Source organism: Streptomyces sp. NPDC018947, from assembly GCF_044390505.1.
Taxonomy (GTDB): domain Bacteria; phylum Actinomycetota; class Actinomycetes; order Streptomycetales; family Streptomycetaceae; genus Streptomyces.
In genome coordinates this window covers 252,488-276,042 of sequence record NZ_JBIRZD010000003.1, presented here as the reverse complement: position 1 = coordinate 276,042, position 23,555 = coordinate 252,488, and the positions used below count along the sequence as shown (strand labels likewise).

Annotated in this window: 22 protein-coding genes; 14 read left to right on the top strand and 8 right to left on the bottom strand. The window is 74.0% G+C overall.

The window, feature by feature from the left end; translation table 11 throughout:
- Positions 1-2: 2 nt before the first annotated feature.
- A complete protein-coding gene (locus tag ACH499_RS09280) occupies positions 3-1,193 on the bottom strand; it encodes a zinc-dependent alcohol dehydrogenase (protein WP_356201138.1) in 1,191 nt (396 codons plus the stop codon).
- Positions 1,194-1,389: 196 nt separating this feature from the next.
- On the opposite strand from ACH499_RS09280, the gene ACH499_RS09275 reads away from it, so the two are divergent.
- A complete protein-coding gene (locus ACH499_RS09275; RefSeq protein ID WP_399014463.1) occupies positions 1,390-2,409 on the top strand; it encodes a DUF3048 domain-containing protein in 1,020 nt (339 codons plus the stop codon).
- Positions 2,410-2,423: 14 nt separating this feature from the next.
- Here the strand turns inward: ACH499_RS09275 and ACH499_RS09270 are convergent, their stop codons facing one another.
- A complete protein-coding gene (locus tag ACH499_RS09270) occupies positions 2,424-2,888 on the bottom strand; it encodes a MarR family transcriptional regulator (RefSeq protein ID WP_356201142.1) in 465 nt (154 codons plus the stop codon).
- 229 nt (positions 2,889-3,117) lie between these two features.
- Here ACH499_RS09270 and ACH499_RS09265 point away from each other — a divergent pair, with 229 nt between their 5' ends.
- The 7 genes from ACH499_RS09265 to pcaD are packed head-to-tail and all read left to right on the top strand — an operon-like array spanning position 3,118 to position 9,620.
- Entirely contained in the window at positions 3,118-3,900 is a 783-nt protein-coding gene (locus ACH499_RS09265; RefSeq protein WP_356201143.1) for a CoA transferase subunit A, read from the top strand.
- A complete protein-coding gene (locus ACH499_RS09260) occupies positions 3,900-4,559 on the top strand; it encodes a CoA transferase subunit B (RefSeq protein WP_399014461.1) in 660 nt (219 codons plus the stop codon). The genes ACH499_RS09265 and ACH499_RS09260 overlap by 1 nt, the downstream gene beginning before the upstream one ends.
- A complete protein-coding gene (locus ACH499_RS09255; RefSeq protein ID WP_399014459.1) occupies positions 4,556-5,758 on the top strand; it encodes a thiolase family protein in 1,203 nt (400 codons plus the stop codon). Before ACH499_RS09260 ends, ACH499_RS09255 begins: the two co-directional genes overlap by 4 nt.
- A gap of 19 nt (positions 5,759-5,777) precedes the next feature.
- On the top strand, positions 5,778-6,551 hold the full coding sequence (pcaH, locus tag ACH499_RS09250) for a protocatechuate 3,4-dioxygenase subunit beta (RefSeq protein WP_356201149.1): 774 nt from the start codon (positions 5,778-5,780) through the stop codon (positions 6,549-6,551).
- 5 nt (positions 6,552-6,556) lie between these two features.
- Positions 6,557-7,162 carry a protocatechuate 3,4-dioxygenase subunit alpha gene (gene pcaG / locus ACH499_RS09245; protein ID WP_399014458.1) on the top strand — a complete coding sequence of 202 codons (606 nt, stop codon included), beginning with the start codon at positions 6,557-6,559 and terminating at the stop codon, positions 7,160-7,162.
- Complete coding sequence (gene pcaB, locus ACH499_RS09240; RefSeq protein ID WP_399014457.1) at positions 7,159-8,502, top strand: 3-carboxy-cis,cis-muconate cycloisomerase; 1,344 nt, start codon at positions 7,159-7,161, stop codon at positions 8,500-8,502. Before pcaG ends, pcaB begins: the two co-directional genes overlap by 4 nt.
- 2 nt (positions 8,503-8,504) lie before the next feature.
- Positions 8,505-9,620: a 3-oxoadipate enol-lactonase gene (gene pcaD / locus ACH499_RS09235; protein WP_399014752.1), complete on the top strand. Its 1,116-nt coding sequence runs from the start codon at positions 8,505-8,507 to the stop codon at positions 9,618-9,620.
- Between the two features lie 4 nt (positions 9,621-9,624).
- Here the strand turns inward: pcaD and ACH499_RS09230 are convergent, their stop codons facing one another.
- Positions 9,625-12,303 carry an ATP-binding protein gene (locus ACH499_RS09230; protein WP_399014456.1) on the bottom strand — a complete coding sequence of 893 codons (2,679 nt, stop codon included), beginning with the start codon at positions 12,301-12,303 and terminating at the stop codon, positions 9,625-9,627.
- A 240-nt stretch (positions 12,304-12,543) separates the two neighbouring features.
- Here ACH499_RS09230 and ACH499_RS09225 point away from each other — a divergent pair, with 240 nt between their 5' ends.
- Positions 12,544-13,713 carry a DUF2510 domain-containing protein gene (locus ACH499_RS09225; RefSeq protein ID WP_399014455.1) on the top strand — a complete coding sequence of 390 codons (1,170 nt, stop codon included), beginning with the start codon at positions 12,544-12,546 and terminating at the stop codon, positions 13,711-13,713.
- Positions 13,714-13,863: 150 nt separating this feature from the next.
- Here the strand turns inward: ACH499_RS09225 and ACH499_RS09220 are convergent, their stop codons facing one another.
- On the bottom strand, positions 13,864-14,475 hold the full coding sequence (locus tag ACH499_RS09220) for a TetR/AcrR family transcriptional regulator (RefSeq protein WP_356201158.1): 612 nt from the start codon (positions 14,473-14,475) through the stop codon (positions 13,864-13,866).
- 262 nt (positions 14,476-14,737) lie between these two features.
- On the opposite strand from ACH499_RS09220, the gene ACH499_RS09215 reads away from it, so the two are divergent.
- Complete coding sequence (locus ACH499_RS09215) at positions 14,738-15,565, top strand: phosphatase PAP2 family protein (protein ID WP_399014454.1); 828 nt, start codon at positions 14,738-14,740, stop codon at positions 15,563-15,565.
- Positions 15,562-16,497 (top strand): hypothetical protein, encoded by a 936-nt coding sequence (locus tag ACH499_RS09210; RefSeq protein WP_399014453.1) that lies wholly within the window; start codon positions 15,562-15,564, stop codon positions 16,495-16,497. The genes ACH499_RS09215 and ACH499_RS09210 overlap by 4 nt, the downstream gene beginning before the upstream one ends.
- 3 nt (positions 16,498-16,500) lie before the next feature.
- Here ACH499_RS09210 and ACH499_RS09205 read toward each other — a convergent pair whose 3' ends face one another.
- Positions 16,501-18,555, bottom strand: coding sequence for a phosphocholine-specific phospholipase C (locus ACH499_RS09205; protein ID WP_399014452.1), 2,055 nt, complete (start codon positions 18,553-18,555; stop codon positions 16,501-16,503).
- Between the two features lie 213 nt (positions 18,556-18,768).
- Here ACH499_RS09205 and ACH499_RS09200 point away from each other — a divergent pair, with 213 nt between their 5' ends.
- The gene (locus ACH499_RS09200; protein ID WP_399014750.1) at positions 18,769-20,031 is read left to right on the top strand and encodes an MFS transporter; all 1,263 of its coding nucleotides are present in this window, start codon (positions 18,769-18,771) and stop codon (positions 20,029-20,031) included.
- 30 nt (positions 20,032-20,061) lie between these two features.
- Here the strand turns inward: ACH499_RS09200 and ACH499_RS09195 are convergent, their stop codons facing one another.
- A complete protein-coding gene (locus ACH499_RS09195; protein WP_399014451.1) occupies positions 20,062-20,721 on the bottom strand; it encodes a hypothetical protein in 660 nt (219 codons plus the stop codon).
- A 231-nt stretch (positions 20,722-20,952) separates the two neighbouring features.
- On the opposite strand from ACH499_RS09195, the gene ACH499_RS09190 reads away from it, so the two are divergent.
- Both ACH499_RS09190 and ACH499_RS09185 read left to right on the top strand, forming a co-directional pair.
- Positions 20,953-21,609: a helix-turn-helix transcriptional regulator gene (locus ACH499_RS09190; protein WP_356201165.1), complete on the top strand. Its 657-nt coding sequence runs from the start codon at positions 20,953-20,955 to the stop codon at positions 21,607-21,609.
- A 112-nt stretch (positions 21,610-21,721) separates the two neighbouring features.
- Positions 21,722-21,940: a hypothetical protein gene (locus ACH499_RS09185; protein ID WP_356201167.1), complete on the top strand. Its 219-nt coding sequence runs from the start codon at positions 21,722-21,724 to the stop codon at positions 21,938-21,940.
- 48 nt (positions 21,941-21,988) lie between these two features.
- On the opposite strand, the gene ACH499_RS09180 is transcribed toward ACH499_RS09185, so the two are convergent.
- Together ACH499_RS09180 and ACH499_RS09175 are read right to left on the bottom strand one after the other, a co-directional pair.
- Entirely contained in the window at positions 21,989-22,669 is a 681-nt protein-coding gene (locus ACH499_RS09180; RefSeq protein WP_399014450.1) for a 4'-phosphopantetheinyl transferase, read from the bottom strand.
- On the bottom strand, positions 22,666-23,535 hold the full coding sequence (locus ACH499_RS09175) for a metallophosphoesterase (protein ID WP_356201170.1): 870 nt from the start codon (positions 23,533-23,535) through the stop codon (positions 22,666-22,668). Before ACH499_RS09175 ends, ACH499_RS09180 begins: the two co-directional genes overlap by 4 nt.
- Positions 23,536-23,555: the final 20 nt, after the last annotated feature.

Below are 23,555 nucleotides of genomic sequence, written 5' to 3'. Positions count from 1 at the left end.
CCCTACGGCTTCATCAGGACCTTGACCGCGCCGTCCTGCTTCTTCTGGAACATCTCGTACGCGTGCGGCGCCTCGGCCAGGGGGACGCGGTGGGTGGCGAAGTCGTCGACGCCGAGCGGGTCCTCGTCGGTCAGGTACGGGACGATCTCGTCGCTCCAGCGGCGCACGTTCGCCTGCCCCATGCGCATCTGGATCTGTTTGTCGAACATCGTCAGCATCGGCATCGGGTCGGCCATGCCGCCGTAGACGCCGCTGAGCGAGATCGTGCCGCCGCGGCGCACCAGGTCGATGGCGGTGTAGAGGGCGGCGAGCCGGTCGATGCTGAAGCGCTCGGCGAGCGGTCCGCCGATGGCCCGGGGCATCACGGCCGCGGACTGCTGGACGAGCTTGGCCACGGTGCTGCCGTGCGCCTCGGTGCCGACCGCGTCGATCACGGCGTCGGGGCCGCGGCCTCCGGTCTGGTCGTGGATGGCGGCGACCAGTTCCTTCTCGTTGTCGAAGGACCGCAGGTCGTACGTCTCCACGCCACGCGCCCGGGCCCGCTCCAGTCGCTCCGGCACCAGGTCCACGCCGAACACGCGTCCGGCGCCCCTGAGCCGGGCGATCCGGCAGGCCATGTCGCCGATGGGCCCGAGCCCGAGCACGGCGACGCTGCCGCCCTGCGGGACCGCGGCGTACTCGACCGCCTGCCAGGCGGTGGGCAGCACGTCGGAGAGGTAGACGAACCGGTCGTCGGCGGGCCCCTCGGGCACCTTGATGGGCCCGTACTGGGCCTGCGGAACACGCAGGTACTCGGCCTGGCCGCCGGGCACCGCGCCGTACAGACGGGTGTAGCCGAACAGCGGGGCTCCCATGCCCTCGCCGGTGACCTGGGTGGTCTCGCACTGGGTGGGCAGCCCGGTGTCGCACATGTAGCAGTGCCCGCACGCGATCTGGAACGGCACCACGACCCGGTCTCCGGGCCTGAGGCCGCTCACCTCGGGCCCGACCTCCTCCACGATGCCCATGGGCTCGTGGCCGAGGATGTCGCCCGGTGTCATGAACGGCGTCAGCACCTCGTAGAGGTGCAGGTCGGAGCCGCACAGGCCGGTGGACGTGACGCGGATGACCGCGTCCGTCGGTTCCTGGATCTTCGGGTCGGGGACGTCCTCGACCCGCACGTCCCGCTTGCCCTGCCAGACAACTGCCTTCATCGCCTCGCGCTCCCTCCGTCGCCCTGCGCGTCGGTGTGATGTCGGTGCCGAGTACCCGAGGCCCTCAACGCCCAACCGCCACCCGTGCGGCCGAACAGCGGGATTCCGGGTGCACCGTCGGATCCAGTCGGGTATGGGCACAAACGCCGCTGAAAGCGCACAATCGATGACACAGGACGGTGAGCGGGTGGTCGGAATGCGACGAGGTATCCGCAGGCGAGACCGTGGCGCGCTGCCCGGCACGGCGCCCGGGGCCCGGCGCCGGACCCGGGCCGCCGTCCCGGCGCTGCTGGCCGCGACGGTCGTGGCCTCGCTGTCGGCGGGGTGCACGGGGACCTCGGCGCCGCAGGACGGCGACAGCCGGGCACCGCACCCCCAGCGCTCCGAGAACACGCACGCCACCGGCTCCGTCCTCGCCGTGAAGGTCGACAACGTGCCCGCGGCCCGGCCGCAGACGGGCCTGGACGCCGCGGACCTCGTCTACGTGGAGCCGGTGGAGGGCGGGCTGAGCCGCCTCATGGCCGTCTACGCGACCGGCCTGCCGCAGTCGGTCGGACCGGTGCGCAGCGCCCGTGAGTCCGACCTGGAGCTGCTGCGCCAGTTCGACCGGCCGACGCTCGCCTTCTCCGGCGCGCAGAGCAAGCTGCTCCCGCTCGTCGACCGGGCGCCCCTGCGGGCCGAGCCCCCGGGCAGGACGCCGGGCGCCTACGTCCGCGACGAGGGCCGGGCCGCCCCGCACAACCTCTACGTACGGCCCGGCCGCCTGCTGCCGTCGCCCGCCGGCTCGGCCGCGCTGACCACGGGCTTCCACTACGGCGAGGCTCCCGGGGGCGGGCGGGCAGAGTCCTCGCGCACGGTGCGCTACCCGGCGGCGAGCTTCACCTTCACCTGGTCGGCGCACCGCGACCGCTGGCTGGTCGCCATGGACGGCGAGCCGGCCGTCATGACGGGCGGCGGACGTCCCGCCCCGGCGACGGTCGTCGTCCAGCACGTGACGGTGCGCGAGTCCGCCTTCCGCGACTTCCGGGGCAGCAACTCGCCGTACGTGGAGTCGGTCGGCGCCGGGAAGGCGGAGGTGCTGCGCGACGGACGCTCCTACGAGGCGACGTGGAAGCGCGGGGCCGCCGACGAGGGCACGGCCTTCACCGCCCGGGACGGCACCCCGCTGAACTTCGCCGCGGGCCCGGTATGGGTGGTGTTCCTCCCGGCGCCCTGACCCCGGACGCCGGGTCAGCCCGGTGACACCACCGGCTCGGCCGGGTTGCGCAGACCCTCGGCCGCGTCCGCGACCCGCTGGATGAGATCGAAGAACACCGCCTGTTCGCCGGCGGACAGCGGGGCGAGGAACACCTGGTTCATCCGAGCCGTCCGCACGGTCAGCCTGCGGTGGACGCGCTCGCCCTCGCCGGTCAGGCGCAGCAGGAAGCGGCGGCCGTCCTGCGGGTCGCGGACCTTGTCGAGCAGTCCGCGACGGCCGAGCCTGCTGATCACCTCGGCGATGGTGGACCGGTCGAGTCCCACGCGCTCCCCCACGGTGCGCTGGTCCAGCCCCGGTTCGGCGACGAGCGCGTTGAGGACCGCGAACTGCGGCGAGGTGGTCTCCTCCGAGACCATCGTGTTCCACAGCAGGTGGTGCGCCTGCTGCAGCCGCCGGGCGAGATGCCCGGGGTGGGTGCTCAGATCGACCGCGGCCATGTGCGCTCCCGTGACTGGATTCGTGAGTGCACTGACGATACATCGGCGGACACGAAGTCGCCCGCACCACCATCAAGCGCTCTACCTCGTGTTTCTCCCGGTCTTGACGCCCCGGGCGTCCGGTGGCAGCGTGTGGGTCACCTCGCTGAAATACTCAGTGCCCTGATTAATTCGCCGGGATGCACGTTCCGGTGATCCGGGGGCGCTTGGAAGAGATGGGGCTTCTCGGATGGACAAGGTGGTGGCCACGGCCGCCGAAGCAGTGGCCGACGTGCCGGACGGCGCATCGCTCGCGGTGGGCGGCTTCGGGCTGGCCGGTGTGCCGAACGTACTGATCCAGGCGCTGTACGAGCGCGGGACCGGCGGACTGTCGGTGGTCTCCAACAACTGCGGTGCGATGGACTCCGGCCTCGCCGTCCTGCTCGCCGCGGGGCGGATCACGCGCGTGACGGGCTCCTACATCGGGGCGAACAAGGAGTTCGCGCGCCAGTACCTGGCCGGCGAGCTGGAGGTGGAGCTGATCCCGCAGGGCACGCTCGCCGAGCGGCTGCGGGCCGGCGGCGCCGGGATCCCCGCGTTCTACACCCCCGCCGGGGTCGGCACGCAGGTCGCCGAGGGCGGGCTGCCGTGGCGCTACGACGGCTCGGGCGGGGTGGCGCTGGCGTCGCCGCCGAAGGAGGTGCGGGAGTTCGACGGTGCGCAGTACGTGCTGGAGCGCGGCATCCGCACGGACTTCGCCCTGGTGCGGGCGGCGAAGGGCGACCGGCACGGGAACCTCGTCTTCGGCAAGTCGTCGCGGAACTTCAACCCGCTCGCCGCGATGGCGGGCCGCGTCACCGTCGCCGAGGTGGAGGAACTGGCCGAGCCCGGCGAGATCGACCCGGACGCGGTGCACCTGCCGGGGATCTTCGTGCAGCGCGTGGTCGCGCTGACCCCGGAGCAGGCCGCCGACAAGAAGATCGAACGGCGGACGACATCCGCGCCCTCGGCGCGGGGGACGGTGGGTTCCTGATGGCCTGGACACGTGAGGAGATGGCCGCGCGGGCGGCGCGGGAGCTGCGGGACGGGCAGTACGTCAACCTGGGCATCGGTCTGCCGACGCTGATCCCGAACTACCTGCCCGAGGGTGTGGAGGTGGTCCTGGAGTCGGAGAACGGGATCCTGGGCACCGGCCCGTATCCGGCCGAGGACCGGGTGGACCCGGACCTGATCAACGCCGGCAAGGAGACCGTCACGGTCCTGCCGGGAGCGTCCTTCTTCGACTCGGCGCTGTCCTTCGGGATGATCCGCGGCGGGCACATCGACGTCGCGGTGCTCGGGGCGATGCAGGTGTCCGCCGCCGGTGACCTGGCCAACTGGGCCGTACCCGGGAAGATGATCACCGGGATCGGCGGGGCGATGGACCTGGTCCACGGCGCCCGCACGGTGATCGTGGTGATGACGCACACCGCGAAGGACGGATCGCCGAAGATCGTCCGGGAGTGCGCGCTGCCGCTCACGGGCAAGGCGTGTGTGAACCGGGTCATCACCGACCTCGGGGTCCTCGACGTCACCGGTGACGGCCTCGTACTCGTCGAGACCGCACCCGGTGTCGAGGTGGAGGAGGTCGTCGCCAGGACCGGCGCCGAACTCCTCGTCGCCCACGGCCTGAAGGCGGGGGAACCGGCGTGAACACCGTCTACGTCGTCGACGCCGTACGCACCCCGTTCGGCCGGTACAACGGCTCGCTGGCCCCCGTCCGCCCGGACGACCTGGCCGCGCACGCCGTGCGCCGGCTCCTCGCCCGCACACCGGACCTGGACCCCTCCCGGATCGGGGACGTCTACCTCGGCAACGCCAACGGCGCCGGTGAGGAGAACCGCAACGTCGCCCGCATGGCCGCCCTCCTCGCCGGCCTGCCCACCGGCGTGCCCGGCGTGACCGTGAACCGGCTGTGCGCCTCCGGCCTGGAGGCCGTGATCCAGGCCGCCCGCGCCATCGCCGTCGGCGACGCCTCGATCGCCGTCGCGGGCGGCGTGGAGTCCATGACCCGCGCCCCCTACGTGCTGCCCAAGAACGACAGGCCGTTCCCCGCCGGGCACACCGAGCTGTACTCCACCACCCTCGGCTGGCGCATGGTCAACCCGCTGATGGACCCCCAGTGGACCATCCCCCTCGGGGAGAGCGCCGAACTGATCGCCGAGAAGCACGGGATCGGCCGCGAGCGGCAGGACGAGTTCGCCCTCGCCTCGCACCGCAAGGCGGCGGCGGCCCGGGAAGCGGGCCTGTTCGACGCCGAGCTGGCACCCGTCACGATCCCGCGGCGCAAGGCGGACCCGGTGGTGTTCGCCGCCGACGAGTCGGTGCGGGCCGACACCTCCCCCGAGGCCCTGGCCGGGCTCAAGCCGTCCTTCCGCACGGAGAACGGCACGGTCACGGCCGGCAACGCCTCACCCCTCAACGACGGCGCCGCCGCCCTGCTCCTGACCGACGAGGAGGGCCTGAGGGCCACCGGCCGCGAGCCGCTGGCCCGTATCTCGGCGACCGGCGTGCACGCCCTCGACCCCGACTACTTCGGCCTCGCCCCCGTGGAAGCCGTCAACCGGGCCCTGGCGAAGGCGGGCAGGACCTTCGCCGACCTGGACGTGCTCGAACTCAACGAGGCCTTCGCCGCACAGGTGCTCGGCTGCGTGGCCGAGTGGCCCGAGTTCGACCCCGCGATCCTCAACCCCCAGGGCGGCGCCATCGCGCTGGGCCACCCGCTCGGCGCCTCCGGCGCCCGCCTCGCCGGCACCGTCGCCCACCAGCTCGCCCGCAAGGGCTCCGGCACCGGCGTCGCCACCCTCTGCATCGGCGTCGGCCAGGGCCTCGCCCTCGTCCTCGAACGCTAGGAAGCGCACAGGTATCCCCATGACCCTCACCCAGCAGGACATCGACGCGGAGATCGCGGCCGAACGCGCCGCGTACGGCAAGCGGGTCGCCGACGGCGCGCCCGTCGAGCACCACCCGCGCCGCGACTACGCCCCCTACCGCTCCTCGGTGCTGCGCCACCCCAAGCAGCCGCCGGTCGCCATCGACGTCACCAGGGACCCGGAACTGGTGGAGCTGTCCTCCCCCGCCTTCGGCGAGCGGGACATCACCGGGGTGGACAACGACCTGACCCGGCAGCACACCGGTGAGCCCGTCGGCGAGCGCATCACGGTCTCCGGGCGGCTGCTGGACCGCGGCGGACGGCCCGTGCGCGGCCAGCTCGTCGAGATCTGGCAGGCCAACTCGGCCGGCCGCTACGCCCACCGGCGCGAGCAGCACGACGCCCCGCTGGACCCGAACTTCACCGGCGTGGGCCGCACCCTCACCGACGACGACGGCTGCTACCGCTTCACCACGATCCAGCCCGGCCCCTACCCCTGGCGCAACCACGTCAACGCCTGGCGCCCGGCCCACATCCACTTCTCCGTCTTCGGCACGGCGTTCACGCAGCGGCTGGTGACGCAGATGTACTTCCCGAACGACCCGCTGTTCCCGTACGACCCGATCCTGCAGTCCGTGACGGACGACGCCGCCCGGCAGCGGCTGGTGGCGACGTACGACCACAGCCTGTCGGTGCCGGAGTTCTCGCTCGGCTACCACTGGGACATCGTGCTCGACGGACCGAACGCCACCTGGATCGAAGAAGGACGCTGACCGGCATGACGAAGACCGACACCGCCCGCCCCGAGGCCGTGCTGCCCACCCCGTCGCACACCGTCGGCCCGTTCTACGGCTACGCGCTGCCCTTCCGCGGCGGCGAGGACATCGCGCCGCTCGGCCACCCGGACACCGTCACCGTGCACGGCCACGTGTACGACGGCGAGGGCGTGCCGCTGCCCGACGCGCTGCTGGAGGTCTGGGGCCCGGACCCCGACGGCAACGTGCCGACCGCCGACGGCTCGATGCGGCGCGACCCCGCCTCCGGTGGCTTCCTCGGCCGCAACGGCGTGGAGTTCACCGGCTTCGGCCGCATCCAGACCGACGCCGACGGGCACTGGTACGCCCGGACCCTGCGGCCCGGGGCACGCGGACGGAACGCGCCGTACCTCAGCCTGTGCGTGTTCGCACGCGGGCTGCTCGTGCACCTGTTCACCCGCATCTACCTGCCGGGCGACGAGGCGGCGCACGCCGCGGACCCGCTGCTGTCCCGCGTGGCCGCGGAGCGCCGCGACACGCTGATCGCCCGGGACGAGGGCAACGGCACGTACCGTTTCGACATCCGCCTTCAGGGCGAGGGCGAGACGGTCTTCCTGGAGTTCCGGTGACATCACCCGCCGATTCCGCCGACGGCGCCCCGAGCCTGCTCGCCCCCGGGTGGGCGGGCTCGCCGGCCGCCGCCTCGACCTCCGACGCCGCGTACCTGCGGGCCCTGCTCGACGCGGAGGCGGCGCTGACCCGGGCCTGGGCAGGGCTCGGGCTCGCCCCCGCCGAGGCGGCGACGGCGGTCACCGAGGCCGCCGACCCGCACCGCTTCGACATGCGCTCCCTCGCCGAACGCGCCCGCGGCGGCGGCAACCCGGTCATCCCGCTGGTCGCCGATCTCACGGCGGCGGTCGGCGAGGAGTACGGGCCCTACGTCCACCGGGGCGCGACCAGCCAGGACATCCTGGACACGGCGACGATGCTGGTCGCCGTCCGCACACTGGGCCCGGTGCTCGCCGACCTCACCCGGACCGAACGGGCGCTGGCCCGGCTCGCCGCCGAGCACCGCGACACGGCGATGCCGGGCCGGACGCTGACCCAGCACGCCGTGCCGACCGCGTTCGGGCTGAAGGCCGCCGGCTGGCGTTCGCTGGTCCTCGACGCCCGGGACCGCGTCACCGCCGTGCGCGACTCGCTGCCCGCCCAGCTCGGCGGTGCGACGGGCACGCTGTCGGCGTTCGGGGCGTACGGCGCGCCGGACCCGGTCGCACTGCCCGCCGCGTACGCCCGCGAACTCGGCCTCGCCGCACCCCTGTTGCCGTGGCACACGCTGCGCACCCCGGTCGCCGATCTGGCCGGCTGCCTCGCCTTCGCCGCCGGGGCCCTCGGGAAGCTCGCCGTGGACGTGCTCACCCTCGCCCGCACCGAGATCGGCGAGGTCGCGGAGGGCAGCGGCGGCGGCTCGTCGGCGATGCCGCACAAGGCCAACCCGGTGCGGTCCACGCTGATCGCGGCCGCCGCCCGGCGCGCCCCGCAGCTCGCGGCCACCCTGTACGGCTCGCTGGCCGCCGAGGACGAGCGCCCGGCCGGCGCCTGGCACGCCGAGTGGGAGCCGCTGCGGGAGCTGCTGCGGCTGACCGGCGGTGCCGCGCGCGACGCCGCCGAACTCGCCGAGGGGCTGCGGGTGCACCCGGACAGGATGCGCGCCGGCCTCGGCCTCACGCACGGGCTGATCGTGTCCGAGCGGCTCTCGGCCGAACTGGCCCCGGTGCTCGGGCGGGCCCGCGCCAGAGCACTGCTGACCGAACTGGCCCGGCGGACCTACGCCGAGGATCGCAGTCTGGGCGAACTCCTCGCCGAAGTACCGGAGTTGCGGGGCCTCGACCTGGCCGCCGCGACCGATCCCGCCCGCTGCACCGGCTTCGCCGGAGCACTGACCGACCGCGCTCTGGAGCGACGTTGACCATGCTCGACCACCTGTCCGAAGGCCCCGAATCCGCTCCCCCGCTGCTGCTGGGCCCCTCCCTCGGCACCTCCCGCGCCCTGTGGGACGAGGTGGCGCCCGAACTGTCCGTCGGGCACCGGGTGATCCGCTGGGACCTGCCGGGGCACGGCGGTTCCGCGGCGGACCTGATCGGAGCCGGCGCCACCGTCGGCGACCTCGCCGGCCTGGTGCTCACGCTCGCCGACTCGCTCGGCGTACGGCGGTTCGCGTACGCGGGCGTGTCCCTGGGCGGCGCGGTGGGCCTGCACCTGGCGGTGCACCACCCCGAGCGGCTGTCCTCGCTGGCCGTGGTCTGCTCGTCGGCGCACTTCAACGGCGAGAAGCCGTGGCGGGAACGGGCCGCGCTGGTACGCGAACAGGGGCTGGCCGAGCTGGCCCGCAGCGCGCACGCCCGCTGGTTCACGCCCGGGTTCACCGTGCCGCGACTGGTCCGCGACCACCGGGAGGCCGACCCCGGGGCGTACGCCGCGTGCTGCGACGCGCTGGCCGCCTTCGACCTGCGGGACCGGCTCGGCGAGATCTCCGCGCCGACGCTCCTGATCGCCGGCCGCGAGGACCCGGCCACGCCGCCCGCGCATCTGCGGGAGATCGCCGACGCCGTGCCCGGCGCCGCGCTGGTGGAGATACCGGGTGCCTCGCACCTGGCGCCCGCGGAACGCCCCGAGGCGGTGCTGACCGCGCTGCGCGCACACTTCGACGGGCGCGCCGAGCGGGGCATGGCGGTCCGGCGCGCGGTGCTGGGCGACGCCCATGTGGACCGGGCACAGGCGCGGCAGACCCCGTTCACCGCCCGGTTCCAGGACTTCATCTCGCGCTACGCCTGGGGCGAGATCTGGACCGACGAGACGCTGTCGCGCCGCGAGCGCAGCATGATCACGATGACGGCGCTGGTGGCGCACGGCCACTACGACGAACTGGCCATGCACGTACGGGCGGCGCGCCGCAACGGGCTCACCGCCGACGAGATCGGTGCCGTGCTGCTCCAGACGGCCGTGTACTGCGGGGTGCCGGCGGCGAACTCGGCGTTCGCGGTGGCCCAGCGGGTGCTGGCCGAGGAGGACGGCACCGCGGGCTGAGCACTCAGCCCACCGGTATCGCCGCCAGTGCCTCGCGGGCCTTGGCCACGAGCCCGTCCGAGCCGCACGAGAGGGCCAGCGCCAGGCCCCGGTTCAGCTCGTCCTCCGAGCGTGCCGCGATGCCGTACTCGACGCGGGCCGCGGCGTGCTCGTACTGGCAGGGCGAGGATTCCAGATAGGTGACCGCCTGGGCGGCGAGCCGGACCGCGCGCGGGCCCGTCTCCAGGGCGGCGGCGCAGCGCAGGGCCTCTCCTATGGCGGTGTCCGTGCCGAACCGCTCGGCCTGGCGGCGTGCGTCGGCGGCCAGTCGGGCGGAGCGGCCGGGGTCCTCCGCGGCGAGGGCCCGGGCGAGGTCGGTCGCCCAGGGGACCACCACGGGGTTGTGCCGTCCGCGTACGGCCGCGGCCTTCTCGGCCGCGTCCAGTTCGTCGATGCCCTCTTCGGTGCGGCCGGTCGCCAGCAGCAGCCGGCCCCGGACGGTGCGCGGGTCGGGCAGCACGATGGTGGACGGGTACGGCGGGGCGAAGCCGTACTGGTCGGCCACGGAGCGGGCCTCCTCGACATGGCCGCGGGCGAGGAGCGTGTCGATCAGGTTGCAGATCGCGGACCAGTACAGCGGCAGCCCGCGGCCCACTCGCTCGGCGATCCGCAGCGATTCGCGCAGGGACTCCTCGGCCTCCTTCAGCCGGCCGCGCCTGCGGTGGCCGAGGCCGACGTAGGCGTGCGCGAGGGCCAGGTGGCCGCCGCTCCAGCCCGCGGTCTCGTAGGCGCGCAGGGCCTCGGTGAACAGCGCTTCGGCGCGGTCGAGCCGGTCGCAGTAGGCGTAGGCGCTGGCCAGCATCATGGGCAGTTCGAGACCCCACTCGGTGTCGGTCCAGCCGAGTCCGGGGGCGAGGCGCCCGTTGACGAGGGCGCGGTCGCACAGCTCGACGACCTCCTCGGCGCTCTCGCCGTGGGTCATGGCGTCGAAGCCGCGCAGGATGAGCAGGGCGCGTTCGGAGTTGTCGCGGCCGGTGCAGGTCGCCGCGAGTTCGGCCAGGCGCGCGGAGCGGCCCGGTGAGGCGGTCTCGCCCGCGTGTATGCCCTCCCACATGTACTGGACGGCCTGCAGGCGCAGTCGCGCCGACGGGTCGGGGTTGCGGGCGGCCTCCGCCTCGACGGTGCGGACGGCCTCCTCGAGCTGGTTGTTGTGCAGGAGGGCCTGGGAGAGGCGGAAGACGGCGTCCACGCGGTGCTCGGCGTCGAGGCCGGGCATGGCGAGGGCCGTCCGCAGGTGCTCGATGGTGGTGGCGGGCGCGGTGAGCAGGGTGGCGCAGCCGAGTTCGTAGAGCACACGGGCGTGCGCCTCGGGCAACGGCGGTTCCTCCAGGGCGCGTTCGAGGCAGCGCCGGGCCGCGTCGGGCGCGCCGACGGCGAGGTGCTCGCGGGCGGCCTCGCGCAGTTGCCGTACGACGTCCTGGTCGTCCTCGGGGTGGACCTGGAGGAGGTGGCGGGAGGCGGCCGCGGCGCCGAGTCCGGAGTCGGTGACGAGCTGGGCGGCGATGCCGTGCATGGCCCGGCGCAGGGCGTCGGGGATGGAGTTGTAGACGTCGGTGGCGATCAGCGGGTGGAGGAACTCCAGGTCGTCGCCGGCGGAGCGGCCGACGGCGCCTTCGGGCTCGGTGAGGATGCGGGCGGTGGCGAGCCGTTCGGCGCAGCGGACGGCGGTGTCGCGGTCGAGGGTGGCGATGCGGGCCACCATGTCGACGGTGACGCCGGTGCCGAGGACGGCGGCGGCCCAGGCGAACCGGGTGGCGTCGATGCCGAGTTCCTCGATGCGGGCGACGAGTCCGCCGCCGCGGGCCGAGCGGTTCAGCTCGCGCAGGTCGGCGGCCCGGGACTCGACGGGTTCCAGTTCGCTGTCGCGGACCTTGGCGAGCAGTTCGACGGTCTCGTAGGGGTTGCCGCCGGTGACGGCCCACACCTCGCGGCAGAACGCGCCGTCGGCGTGGGCGCCCACGGTGGCGCGGGTCAGCCCGGCCGTCGCCTCGGGGGTGAGGGCGCTGAGCGGGGCGAGGGGCCGGCCCGCGGCCTCGGCCGCGGCGAGGTGGTGCGCGCTGTCGCCGGTGACCTCGCCGGGGCGGCGGGCGACGACCACGAGGACGGAGATCTCGTCGAGGCGTTCGGCGAGCGCGGCGAGCCAGCGCAGGGTCTCCTGGTCGGCCCAGTGGACGTCGTCGACGAGCAGGACGAGCGGCCACTCCCGGCCGGCGAGGCGGTGCACGGCGGCGACCAGGCCGTCGCACACGCCCTGCGGGTCGGCCTGCCGGTCGCCGGGTTCGGCTATGCCGAGGGCGGGGCCGGCGATGTCGTACCAGTCGCCCAGGTACTCGCGGGCCTCCTCGGGGAGCATGCAGACGAGGGCCGGCTGGAGCAACTGCCGTACGACGTTGAAGGGGACCGAGCGCAGGATCTCGCCGCCGCGTGCCGACCAGACGGTGCAGCCGCGGGCCTCGGCGATGCGGCGGGTCTCGGCCAGCAGCGCGGTCTTGCCGAATCCGGCCTCGCCCCGGCACACGAGCAGGCTGCCGGGGGACGAGTGGTCCGCGCACAGGGTGTCGACCGCCTGTGTGATGGCGGCGACTTCCTCGTCGCGCTCCCACAGGGACGCCGAGGCTGCGACCGTGGGCCCGCCCTCCGTCATCCCGCTACCTCCCCAAGTCGCCCGAACGACGTACAGGGGTCGAGCCTAGCGGCCGGATCGGCCGTGCGGTGGGTGCTCGGGGCAGCAGTTGCCGTGATGGGTGACATGCGGTAAAGCGCCCGGGACGCGGCCGGCCCGTCACCCGGAGCCGAACCGGACGGCCCGTCGCGGGAGATGGGGCCGGGGGCCCGCGCCGGGGTCTCTCATCCCCCTTTCACCGACGCCTCATACGGTGGGGCCATGACGCAGGTGACTCCTCCCGGGTGGTACCCGGACCCCGGGCAGAAAAGTGACGGTCCCGCCACCGAGCGGTGGTGGGACGGCAAGGCATGGACGGACCAGGTCCGCGCCGCGGGTCCGGCCGCCGCGTGGGCGCCTCCCACGCCGCCGGCGGCGGGCGCACCGGGCGGACCGGCCGGCGCCGCGCCCGGCGGCCCGGGTGGTGCCGTGCCCGGCGGCCCGGGTGGTGCCGTGCCCGGTCCGGTCGACGCGGTGTCAGCGGCTGGCGGCGCGGCCGGAGCGCACGGTGGCGCACCGGGGCCGGCCGGGGCGGTGCCGGGACCGACCGGTGTCGTGCCGGGGGCGTACGCCGCCCCCGGGCCGTACCCGGTGCACCCGGGGTATCCGGGGTACCCCGTGCAGCCGCCGCCCGGCCGGCGGCGCGGTCTGCGCACCGCGATCGCGGTCGCGGCCACCGTGGCGGTCCTGGCCGGCATCGGCGCCGGTGTCTACGTGCTGACCGACGACGACTCGAACGGCGGGGGTTCCGCCTCCCGGCAGCAGGAACAGCGGGAGGAGGGGCCCGGTTCCGGTGGCGGCAGCGGCCCGGACGGCGCGTCCCCCGCGCCGGACGGACCGGGGCGGTCGCAGCCGCCGAGGATCGACAGCGGATCGGTGCCGGACCCGGTCAGCGGGATCAGCCTGCCCATCCCCGACGGCTGGTCGGGGCAGCAGCTCTCGGTCGGCGCGACGGTCACCTCGGACGACAGCTACAAGTGCCCCGGCGACGCCTCGGCGACCTGCACCAAGGGCGGCGCCTACTCGGCCCCCGCCATCGTGCTGGACACCAAGGGCACCACCGCCGAGGAGGTCGCCAAGGCCGACATCGAGGCCAACGCCGAGGAGTCGTACGGCGGCGCGTCCTACGGCGGGATCACCTCGCACGAGGAGCTGGCCTCCGAGGCGGTGACGGTCGCCGGGCAGAAGGGCTACCTGGTGCGCTGGAAGGCGGTCACCAGCAAGGGCTCCGACGGCTACGTCGAATCGCTCGCCTTCCCGTCCCCGGCCGACGCGAAGCGCATCGTCGTCGTCCGCATCGGCGTCGACGTGGAGGAGGGGCAGACGGTGCTCGACGAGATCACGAAGGGCATCGCGGTCTCCTCCGGCGGCGGCAGCGGCCAGGACGTCTGAGCCCCGGACGTCGGTCGGCCGGGCGGGGCCTCCTTCCGCTCAGAGGGAGCCCCGCCCGGCCGGGGGTGCGCGCCGCCCCCGTCCCCACGGTGCGGCGCGGGCAGGTCACCGTCCAGTCATCCCGTGGACGGCGGCCTGGGCATGGAGGTGTCAGGGCAGGCCGAGCGCGGGCAGCACCACGGCGTCCACGAACCGGACGAGGTACTCCGCGTCGGCGTACTCGCCCTCGATGACCGGCCGCATCCGCAGGGCGCCGAACATCTGCGCCGGCACGAACTCCAGCGCCGGATGCCCGGCCGGCACCTCGCCGCGCTCGACTCCGCGCCGCAGGATCTCCCGCAGCGCGGCGATCTCCGGCTCGACCAGCGCCTCGCGCAGCGCGCGCTGCAGCTCCGGGTCCTGCATGACGGCGTGGCCGAGCGCCTGGAGCAGCGTGTCCTTGCCCGACCACTGGCCCGCGGCCCGGGCGGCCCGGCGCAGGTCCTCGGCGAGCGATCCCGTGTCGATGCCGGCGAAGCGAACCCGGCGGCTGGAGCGCAGGGCCGCCGCCACGAACTGCGGCTTCGTCTTCCACTGCCGGTACAGCGTGGACTTGCTGCACCGGGTGCTGGCGGCGACGCCCTCCATGGTCACGGCGTCGTAGCCGCACTCACGGATCTGTTCGAGCACGGCGTCGAAGAACTCCTGCTCACGCTCCGGCGTGAGCTTGGAGCGGCGCGAGGTGCCGACCGTGTCCGGTCGGTCCGCGGCCTGCGACGTCATGCTCTGCTCCTCGCTCGCTCGTGACCCGTTCCCGGTCGCGTCCCGCCGGGATCCGCGGGGTGCGCACCCCAGTGTGGCGCATGTCTATCGATACGGAAGTGTACCGGTACCCCACCGTATCGGTACACTGCCGTATCGGAACGGGGTCGTATCGATGAGAACCGTCACACGGCCCCCGGACCGACGAGCCCGCCGCACCCGGCGGGTCACCGGTCCGGCCAGCACCACCGCACGCACCACCGTCGATGAGGGGGGCCGGGGCATGAACGCCCGCACCGAGCCTGCAGAAGCGGAGCCGGACACCCCGGCGCGACCACCGCTCGTCCGCGAACTCCTGCTCGTGGCGGGACTCTTCCTCGTCTACAAGCTGGCCCGCGGGCTGGCGACGGGGCACACCTCGGAGGCCTTCCGCAACGCGCACCGCGTCTGGGACGGGGAGCGCGCGCTCCGGCTGCCCGACGAGGGCGCGGTGCAGTCCCTGCTGCTGCACGGGGACGTCCCGGTCCACCTGGCCAACACCTACTACGCCGCCGTCCACTTCCCCGCCACCGTGGCCTTCCTGGTCTGGCTCTATCTGCGGCGCCCCGCGCACTACGTGTGGGCCCGCCGGGTGCTGGCGGCGGTGACCGGCGCCGCGCTGGTGCTGCACCTGGCCTTCCCGCTGGCCCCGCCGCGCATGCTGGGCGCGTCCGGGCTGATCGACACGGCCCGGGTGTTCGGGCCCTCGGTGTACGGCCCGCCGCGCACCGACCAGTTGTCGAACCAGTTCGCGGCGATGCCCTCGCTGCACTTCGGCTGGGCGCTGATGCTGGCGGTCGGCCTGATCGCGGCCACCCGGTCGCGGCTGCGGTGGCTGTGGCTGCTGCACCCGGTGCTGACGCTCCTGGTCGTCGTGGGCACCGCGAACCACTACTGGCTGGACGTGATCGTGGCGACCGCCCTGCTCGGCCTCGCGCTCGCGGTCCTGCGCCCGCCGCACGGGGCCCGCCGCTCCCGCCCCGCCGTGCCGCCCGGTTCGGCGGTGCCGCGGCGGCGTGCGGCGCGGCAGGACGGAGCGGGGCGGCGCGAGCCGGCGGGGGCGGCCCGGTGAGCGCCGCGCTGATCGCCGTCCTGCTCTCCCTGGTCTCGTCGGTCGCGTACGCGGCGGCGGCCGTGGCCCAGGAGCGGCTGGCGGCCCGCGACCCGCGTACGGGCGCGCTGCGGATGCTGGGCAGCGGCGCCTGGTGGTGGTCGGTGGCGCTCAACGCGTCGGCCGCGCTGCTGCACGTCGTGGCGCTCAAGTACGGCCCGCTCACGGTGGTGCAGCCGCTCGGCGCGCTCACCCTGGTCGCCGCGGTGCCCCTCGGGGCGCGGCTGGCGGGCCGGCGGGTGAGCGCGGTCGAGTGGCGGGGCACCGGGCTGACGCTGCTCGGGCTGGGCGCGCTGCTGCTGACGGCCTCCGGTCCCGCGCCCGACGACGTGCTGAGCGTGCCCGAGGCGCTGACGGTCGCGGGCGCCACGGCGGCGCTGATCGGCGTGCTGTCGCGGCCCGGTGCCCGGCCGGGCCTGCGGCACGCGACGGCGTCCGGCATCGCCTCCGGGGTCGCCTCGGCGCTCACCCAGACCGTCACGGTCGCCGTCACGGACCGCTCGGGCCCGCTGCTGAGCGTCCAGGTGATCGGGGTGGCGGTGCTGGTGGCGGTCTTCGCGGCGGGCGGGCTGCTGCTGTCGCAGACGGCCTACCGGGGCGGCCTGGGCGCACCGCTCGCGGTGGTGACGCTGGCCAACCCGGTGGCCGCCGCGGTCATCGGCCTCGCGCTGCTGGGCGAGCGGCTGCGCGGCGGCCCGGCCGGTGTGCTGCTCGCGCTGACCGGCGCCGCGCTGGCCGCCTGGGGGGTGGTCCAGCTCAGCCGCCGGACGCCCGAGCGGCACGGCGACCCCCGTCCGGCGGCCGCCGTGCCGGTGCCGGTGCCGGAGGAAGGGCCACCGGAGCCGGTGCCGGTGCCCCGGCAGCCCGGACCGGGGCACCTCACCGCCCTGTGACGCCTACGCCGTGGCGATGGCCGGGTCGCTCACCGACGGCAGTCCGTTCTCCACGTGCCCGGCGAAGCGCCGCAGGAAGGACGGGTCGCCCTCGGCGGTGACCGTGAGGTCGTACCAGCGCCGGCTCTCCGCGAGGTCGACGGTGTGGTGCACGGTGGCTCCGGGGCGCACGGTGACGGCCCCGGCGCGGCCGCCGTAGCCGTCGGTCAGCTTCAGCCGGACGCTCGTCCGCGAGGCGTTGGTGAAGGTCAGCCGGATGTCGTCGCCGGTGTGCCGGGCGGTGACCTCGGGCCCGGCGCCGCGGTTCCCGCCCCGGAAGACGCGCAGGAACCCGTTGGGGCCGTGCACGGTCAGGTCGTACGAGCCGCCCGAGTACACCGAGTTCCAGGTGTCGGCGATGCTCTTGCCGGCCTCGGTCGTGTAGGTCCACGGGCCGTCGCCGCGGTTTCCGGAGGTGACGAGGAAGGCGGCACCGGCCCGGGCGCCGGAGGCGAAGGTGAGCGTGAACGTCCCTCCCGCGGCGTCCACGGAACCGTCCACGCGCGGGTCGTAGCGCAGCGGGCGGGCGGGGCGCAGACCGGGCTCCTGGCGGGGCATGTCCGGGTCGGCCGGGGGCGTCGGGCGGTAGTCCGGGTGGCGCTCGCGGTCGCGCGGTTCGTAGGCGTCGGTGTCCGGCAGCCGGGCGGGCCGGCCGTCCGGGCGGGAGAAGTCGAAGGCGGACGTCAGATCGCCGCAGATCGCGCGCCGCCACGGGGAGATCTGGGGTTCGCGCACCCCGAAGCGGCGCTCCATGAACCGGACGACCGAGGTGTGGTCGAAGGTCTCGGAGCAGACCCAGCCGCCCTTGCTCCACGGGGAGACGACCAGCATGGGCACGCGCGGGCCGAGTCCGTAGAAGCCCTCGACGTGGGTGGCGCTGCCCGGGAAGACGTCGAGGGAGGTGTCGACGGTGGACAGTCCCTGGGCGGCGGACTTCGGCGGCAGCGGCGGCACCACGTGGTCGAAGAAGCCGTCGTTCTCGTCGTAGGTGAGGAACAGGGCGGTCCTCGCCCACACCGCGGGGTTGGAGGTGAGCGCGTCCAGGACCTGGGAGATGTACCAGGCGCCGTAGTTCGAGGGCCAGTTGGAGTGCTCGGAGAACGCCTCCGGGGAGACGATCCACGATATCTGCGGCAGCGTCCCGGCCTTGACGTCGGCGCGGAGCCGGTCGACGTAGCCCTCGCCGCTGCGGACGTCGGTGCCGGTGCGGGCCTTGTCGTACAGCGGTTCGCCGGGTCGGGCGTTGCGGTACGTGTTGAAGTACAGCAGGGAGTTGTCGCCGTAGTTGCCGCGGTAGGCGTCGCCGATCCAGCCCCAGGAGCCCGCCGCGTCCAGGCCGTCGCCGATGTCCTGGTAGATCTTCCAGGAGATCCCGGCCTCCTCGAGGCGCTCGGGGTACGTCGTCCAGTCGTAGCCGCGCTCGTCGTTGCCGAGGACCGGGCCCCCGCCCTCACCGTCGTTCCCGGTGTGGCCCGACCACAGGTAGTAGCGGTTGGGGTCGGTGGAGCCGATGAAGGAGCAGTGGTAGGCGTCGCAGACGGTGAAGGTGTCGGCGAGCGCGTAGTGGAAGGGGATGTCCTCACGGGTCAGGTACGCCATGGTGGTGGTGCCCTTGGCGGGCAGCCAGCGGTCGTACTTGCCGTTGTGGTAGGCCGCCTGGCCGTCGGGCCAGCCGTGCGGCAGCCCCTCCAGGAACTGCATGCCGAGGTCGTCGGCCTCGGGGTGGAAGGGCAGCACCTCCGTGCCGTCGCTCTTCCGCTGGTGCCAGACCGACTTGCCGGAGTCCAGGGTCACCGGGTGCGGGTCGCCGAATCCGCGGACGCCGCGCAGTGAGCCGAAGTAGTGGTCGAAGGACCGGTTCTCCTGCATGAGGACCACGATGTGCTCGACGTCCTCGATGCTTCCCGAACGGTGGTTGGCGGGCAGTGCGGCGGCCCGCTCGATGCTCGCGGACAGCGCGCTGAACGCCGCGGTGGCGCCCGCCAGTTGGAAGAAACGGCGCCGGTTGACTTCGGGCATGGGGTGAGAAGCCTCTCGCCTCGGGGGTGGGGGGACCCGTCGGCCGGTGTCGGACGGTACCGGGCCGGTGACGGAATGCGCGCGAAAGGAGTGTTCCAGGAGCACCAAACGTCAGGGAAGGGTTCGGTGGCGTTGATGTGAAAGTCGCCGGTACGCGGGGTGCGCCGGTCCGGCCCGCGGGGATCGTGGCGTCATGACTGGCCTGCACACGCAATCCCCGCCGCCCGGCGGCCGGTACGGCAGCTCCTCGCCGCCTCGGTGGGCAACGCCGTGGAGTGGTACGACTGGTACGCCTACACCTTCCTCGCCACCTACATCGCCGACCAGGTCTTCCCCGAGAGCGCAGACAGCTCGCTGGTGCCGCTGCTGTCGACGTTCGCGGTGTTCGCGGTGGGCTTCTTCATGCGGCCCGTCGGCGGACTGCTGATGGGCGCGATCGCCGACCGGCGCGGGCGGCGCGCGGCGCTGACCGTCACCATCCTGCTGATGGGCGGCAGCAGTCTGCTGGTCGGGCTGACCCCGACGTACGCGGCGGCGGGTGTGCTGGCGCCGGTGGTGCTGGTGCTGGCCCGGCTGCTCCAAGGCCTGTCGGTCGGCGGTGAGTTCGCGGCGTCCACCACCTTCCTGGTGGAGTCGGCGGGCCCGGGCCGCCGCGGTCTGTTCTCCAGCTTCCAGTACGTCTCGACGACCGCCGGGCAGCTCGTCGCGTCGGGGGTCGCCACCGTGCTCGTGAGGACCCTCGACGAGGGGGCGATGAACGGCTGGGGCTGGCGGGTGCCGTTCGTGCTCGGGGCGGTGCTCAGCCTGGTCGGCTTCTGGATCCGGCAGGGCGCCGAGGAGACCCGCAGCGCCGAGCAGCGAAGGGCGCCGCGCCCGGGCCTGTTCGAGGCGCTGCGCCGCCATCCGCGCGAGTCGCTGCTGATCGGCGGCATCACGGCGGGCGGCACGATCGCCTACTACACGTGGACGTCGTACCTGCCGACGTACGCCGAACTCGAGACGGGTCTGGACAAGTCGGACGCGTTGCTCGCGGGCACCCTGTCGCTGGCGTTCTTCGCCCTGCTCCAGCCGCTCGGCGGGCTGCTCTCCGACCGGTTCGGCCGCCGTCCCCTGCTGCTGTTCTTCGGTGTGGGGTTCGCCCTGCTGAGCGTGCCCCTGCTGCACGCCCTGCGCGACTCGTTCGCCGTGCTGCTGCTGGTGAGCTGCGCCGGCATGATCCTGCTGACCGGCTTCACGTCGATCAGCGCGGCCGTCAACGCGGAGATCTTCCCGCCGCGGGTGCGGGCGGCCGGCATCGGCTTCCCGTACTCGCTCACGGTCGCCCTGTTCGGCGGCACGGCCCCGTACGTGGGAACGCTGTTCAAGGAGCTGGGCCACTCCGGGCTCTTCCCCTGGTACGTCGCCGTGCTGTGCCTGCTGTCCTCGCTGGTGTACCTGCGGCTGCCGGAGACGGCGCACGAGGAGCTGGAGCGCTGACGTGCGCCGGGCTCACCGGCCGGGGCGGCGTCAGTCGGTGCCGGAGACCACTCTCAGGTGGGAGGCGGTGCGGGCGGCCCGGGCGGGCCGCTGCGCAGGGCGGCGCGTCTCGCGCAGGACCAGCGTCAGCCGGGTGCAGCCCAGTCGCTCCAGCGACCTCGGCGTCTCGACGACGACACGGCAGTCGGTGACGCCCCGACGGGGGTCGGGGTGGTGCAGCGGGCGTACGGCGCCGTCGTGCTCGACGGCCTCCTCGCCGACGGCGCGCATCCAGTGCGGCAGACCCTGCCGGTAGGCGGCCTCCATCAGCGGGTCCTGGGCGATGTCCCGGCGGACCGCCTGGAGGGCGGGGTCGTGTCCGTACCGCTCCAGGGCGTCGGCGAAGTGGGCCAGCATCGGCAGGCACCAGGACGACTCGTGGTCCCCGAGGACCGTGGAGGCGTCCGGGTGGAAGAGGACGAACCGCAGGAAGTTGTCGGCCGGCATGGCCGTGGGGTGCGGACCGATCCCCCGGAAGAGTGTCCGGAAGGCGCCGTTGGCCAGGAGCACGTCCCAGCGGTGGTCCACCACGAAGGAGGGGAAGGAGACGGCTTCCAGGAGCGTGGCGTAGTCCTGGAGATACGCCTGGGCACCGGGGGTCGCGGGGACGGGCCGCGGTGCCGGCCGCGGTCCTCCTGCCTGAAATGCCATCGGGAGGTCACCCCTCTTGCCTATGCGGCCTTCTCGCGGCGTCCCGATCCTGCTGCCCCGACGCGAGGCGTGTCAACTATCGTGGCATTCTGTACGTGTTGACGGCTGAAATTGGCCACAGTTGTGGCGAGACCTGGATGTGGTCCGAGCGGCAGGCTACTCTCCGGGAAGTTCACGGCTACCGCTCGTGTGAAGCCTGTGAGGCCTGTGAGAGACGTAGGAGATCTGTCGGTGACGGGTGGCTTCGAGGGTCAGGGTGCCAAGCCGACGGCCGCGCTGCCGGCCGTGGTCGCCCGCGTCACCGCACTCGCGGACCGGCTCGGCGTGTCGCACGCCGAGGTCTTCGACGTCGGTGCACTCTCCGTCGCCTCCGGTGTCCCCGAGCCCGTGGTGGCCGCCCTGCTGGGCGGCCGGCCCGCGGGCGAGCCCGATGTGCAGGCCCGGTTCGTGCAGCGGCTGGACCTGCTGCGGCGCACCCGTCTCAAGCCCAACGGGCGCAAGTACACCCAGCAGGAGATCGCCGACGGCGCCGGCATGTCCCGGCAGCAGGCGGGCGCCCTCATCAACGGCGACCGCCGGCCCACCATGGAGCACTGCGACGCGATCCAGCGCTTCTTCGGCGTGCACGCCGGCTTCCTCACCGCGGAGGACCCCGAGGCGCTCGCGGGCGCGCTCCAGCACACCGAGCAGGAACTGCTCCAGCAACTCGCCGACCGTGAACGGGAGGCGGCGGACGCGGCCGGCGATCCGCTGGAGCGGCTGCTCCAGGACCACGGTGTGCGCGGCATCGCCTGGCGGGCCGCTCAACTCCCCACCGACCAGCACCGCGACAAGGTCGCCGAGTGGCTGGACATGCTCCTGGAGAGCGTGAAGCGCCCCGAGCCGTGAAGCCGGCGCCGCGCGGCTCGGCTCGATTGTCAGTGGGGGACGGCAAGCTGGGAGGAGTGCCACCGCGGTGCGGGGGCGCGTGACCACCGATGTCGTTGTGGGGAGCCGACCGATGACCACCGCCGTACCGACCGACCGCGAGCGCACCGCCGTCCAGGCCTACCTGCGTCTGCTGCACACCGTCCGGGCGGGTTTCGACACCGCGGCCGGAGCGCCCGTCGTCCCGCCCTCCGTGCTCGCCGAGGCGGAACGGGCGCTCGAGGCCGCGGGTCTGGCGGGGAACGAGGACGCCTTCTTCCGGCTGGTGGGCAGTTGGTGCCCGCCCTCCTGACGGACCGTCCGGGGGCGGGCGCCGTTCCGCCGCTCGGCGGGCGTCGGCTCAGGTGTGCGGGACCGTGATCGCCGTGGCGACCAGGCCGCGGCGGGCGGTCCACTCGCCCGTGAAGTGGGTCAGGCGGCGTCCGCCCACGGTCGGCCCCGGCACGAGGAGGTCGGCGTGCAGCCGGCCGCGGCGGCCGTCGCCGGGATCCACGGTGATCTCGATGTCGGCCTCCGCGAAGTCCAGCCACTGCCCGGTCAGGGGGAACCACGCCTTGTAGACGGACTCCTTGGCGCTGAACAGCAGCCGGTCCCAGTGGACGTCGGGACGTTCTGCGGCCAGACGGCCGAGCCGCTCCGCCTCGCCGGGCAGGGCCACGGCGGACAGCACGCCGTCGGGCAGCGGCCCGTCGGGTTCGGCGTCGATGCCGAGGGAGGCCAGGTCGCCGGCGCGGGCCAGGACGGCGGCGCAGTAGCCGTCGCAGTGGGTCATGCTGCCGACCAGCCCGGCCGGCCAGCGCGGCGCGCCGCGCTCCCCGGGCAGGACGGGCTGCGGGAGCACGCCGAGTTTCCGCATGGCCCGGCGCGCGCAGGACCGCACGGCGGTGAACTCACGGCGCCGCTTGTCGACGGCCCGGGCGACGAGGGCCTCCTCCTCGGGGTACAGGGGCGAGTGTCCCGTGTCGTCGGTGCCGTACGCCTCCACGGCGACGACCGTTTCGGGCAGAAGGTCCTCGATCAACGGGCCGTTTCCTTACTCGACGGTGTGGGCAGGATGCGGCGCAGCCGCCCGGGCGGTGTGGACCGCTTGCGCCATTCCCGGGGGTAGCCGACCGACACCTCCTCGAAGCGGACACCCTCGTGCCAGGTGGTCCGCGGGATGTGCAGGTGCCCGTAGACGACGGTGTCGACGCGGAAGCGCCGGTGCCAGTCGGCGGTCAGCCGGGTGCCGCACCACATGGCGAACTCGGGGTACCACAGGACCTCGGTGGGGTGGCGGTCCAGCGGATAGTGGTTGACGAGGACGGCCGGCAGGTCCCCGGGCAGCTCGGCGAGCCTGCGTTCGGTCTCGGCGACCCGCGCCCGGCACCAGTCCTCGCGGCTCGGGTGCGGGTCGGGGTGGAGCAGGTACTCGTCGCTGCACACGATGCCGGTCCCGTGCGCGTAGGCCAGGCCCTCCTCCTTGGTCGCGCAGCCGGGCGGCAGGAAGGAGTAGTCGTAGAGCAGGAACAGCGGTGCGACGACCGCCGGGCCGCCGGCTCCCTCCCACACGGGGTAGGGGTCCTCGGGCGTGGTCACGCCGAGTTCGCGGCAGACCTCGACGAGGTGCCGGTAGCGGGCCTCGCCGCGCAGGGTGACGGTGTCCTTGGGGTGGGTCCACAGTTCGTGGTTGCCGGGGGCCCAGACGACGCGGCGGAAGCGGGCGGCGAGGGTGCCGAGGGCCCAGCGGACGTCGGCCACGGTCTCCGCCACGTCACCGGCCACCAGCAGCCAGTCGTCGTCCGACTCGGGCCGCATCTCCTCGACCAGCGCGCGGTTCTCCGCGTAGCCGATGTGCAGGTCGCTGATGGCCCAGAGCTGTCCGGGCCCCCCGTTCGTGGATCTCATCCCCCGCCTCTTTCCCGCGC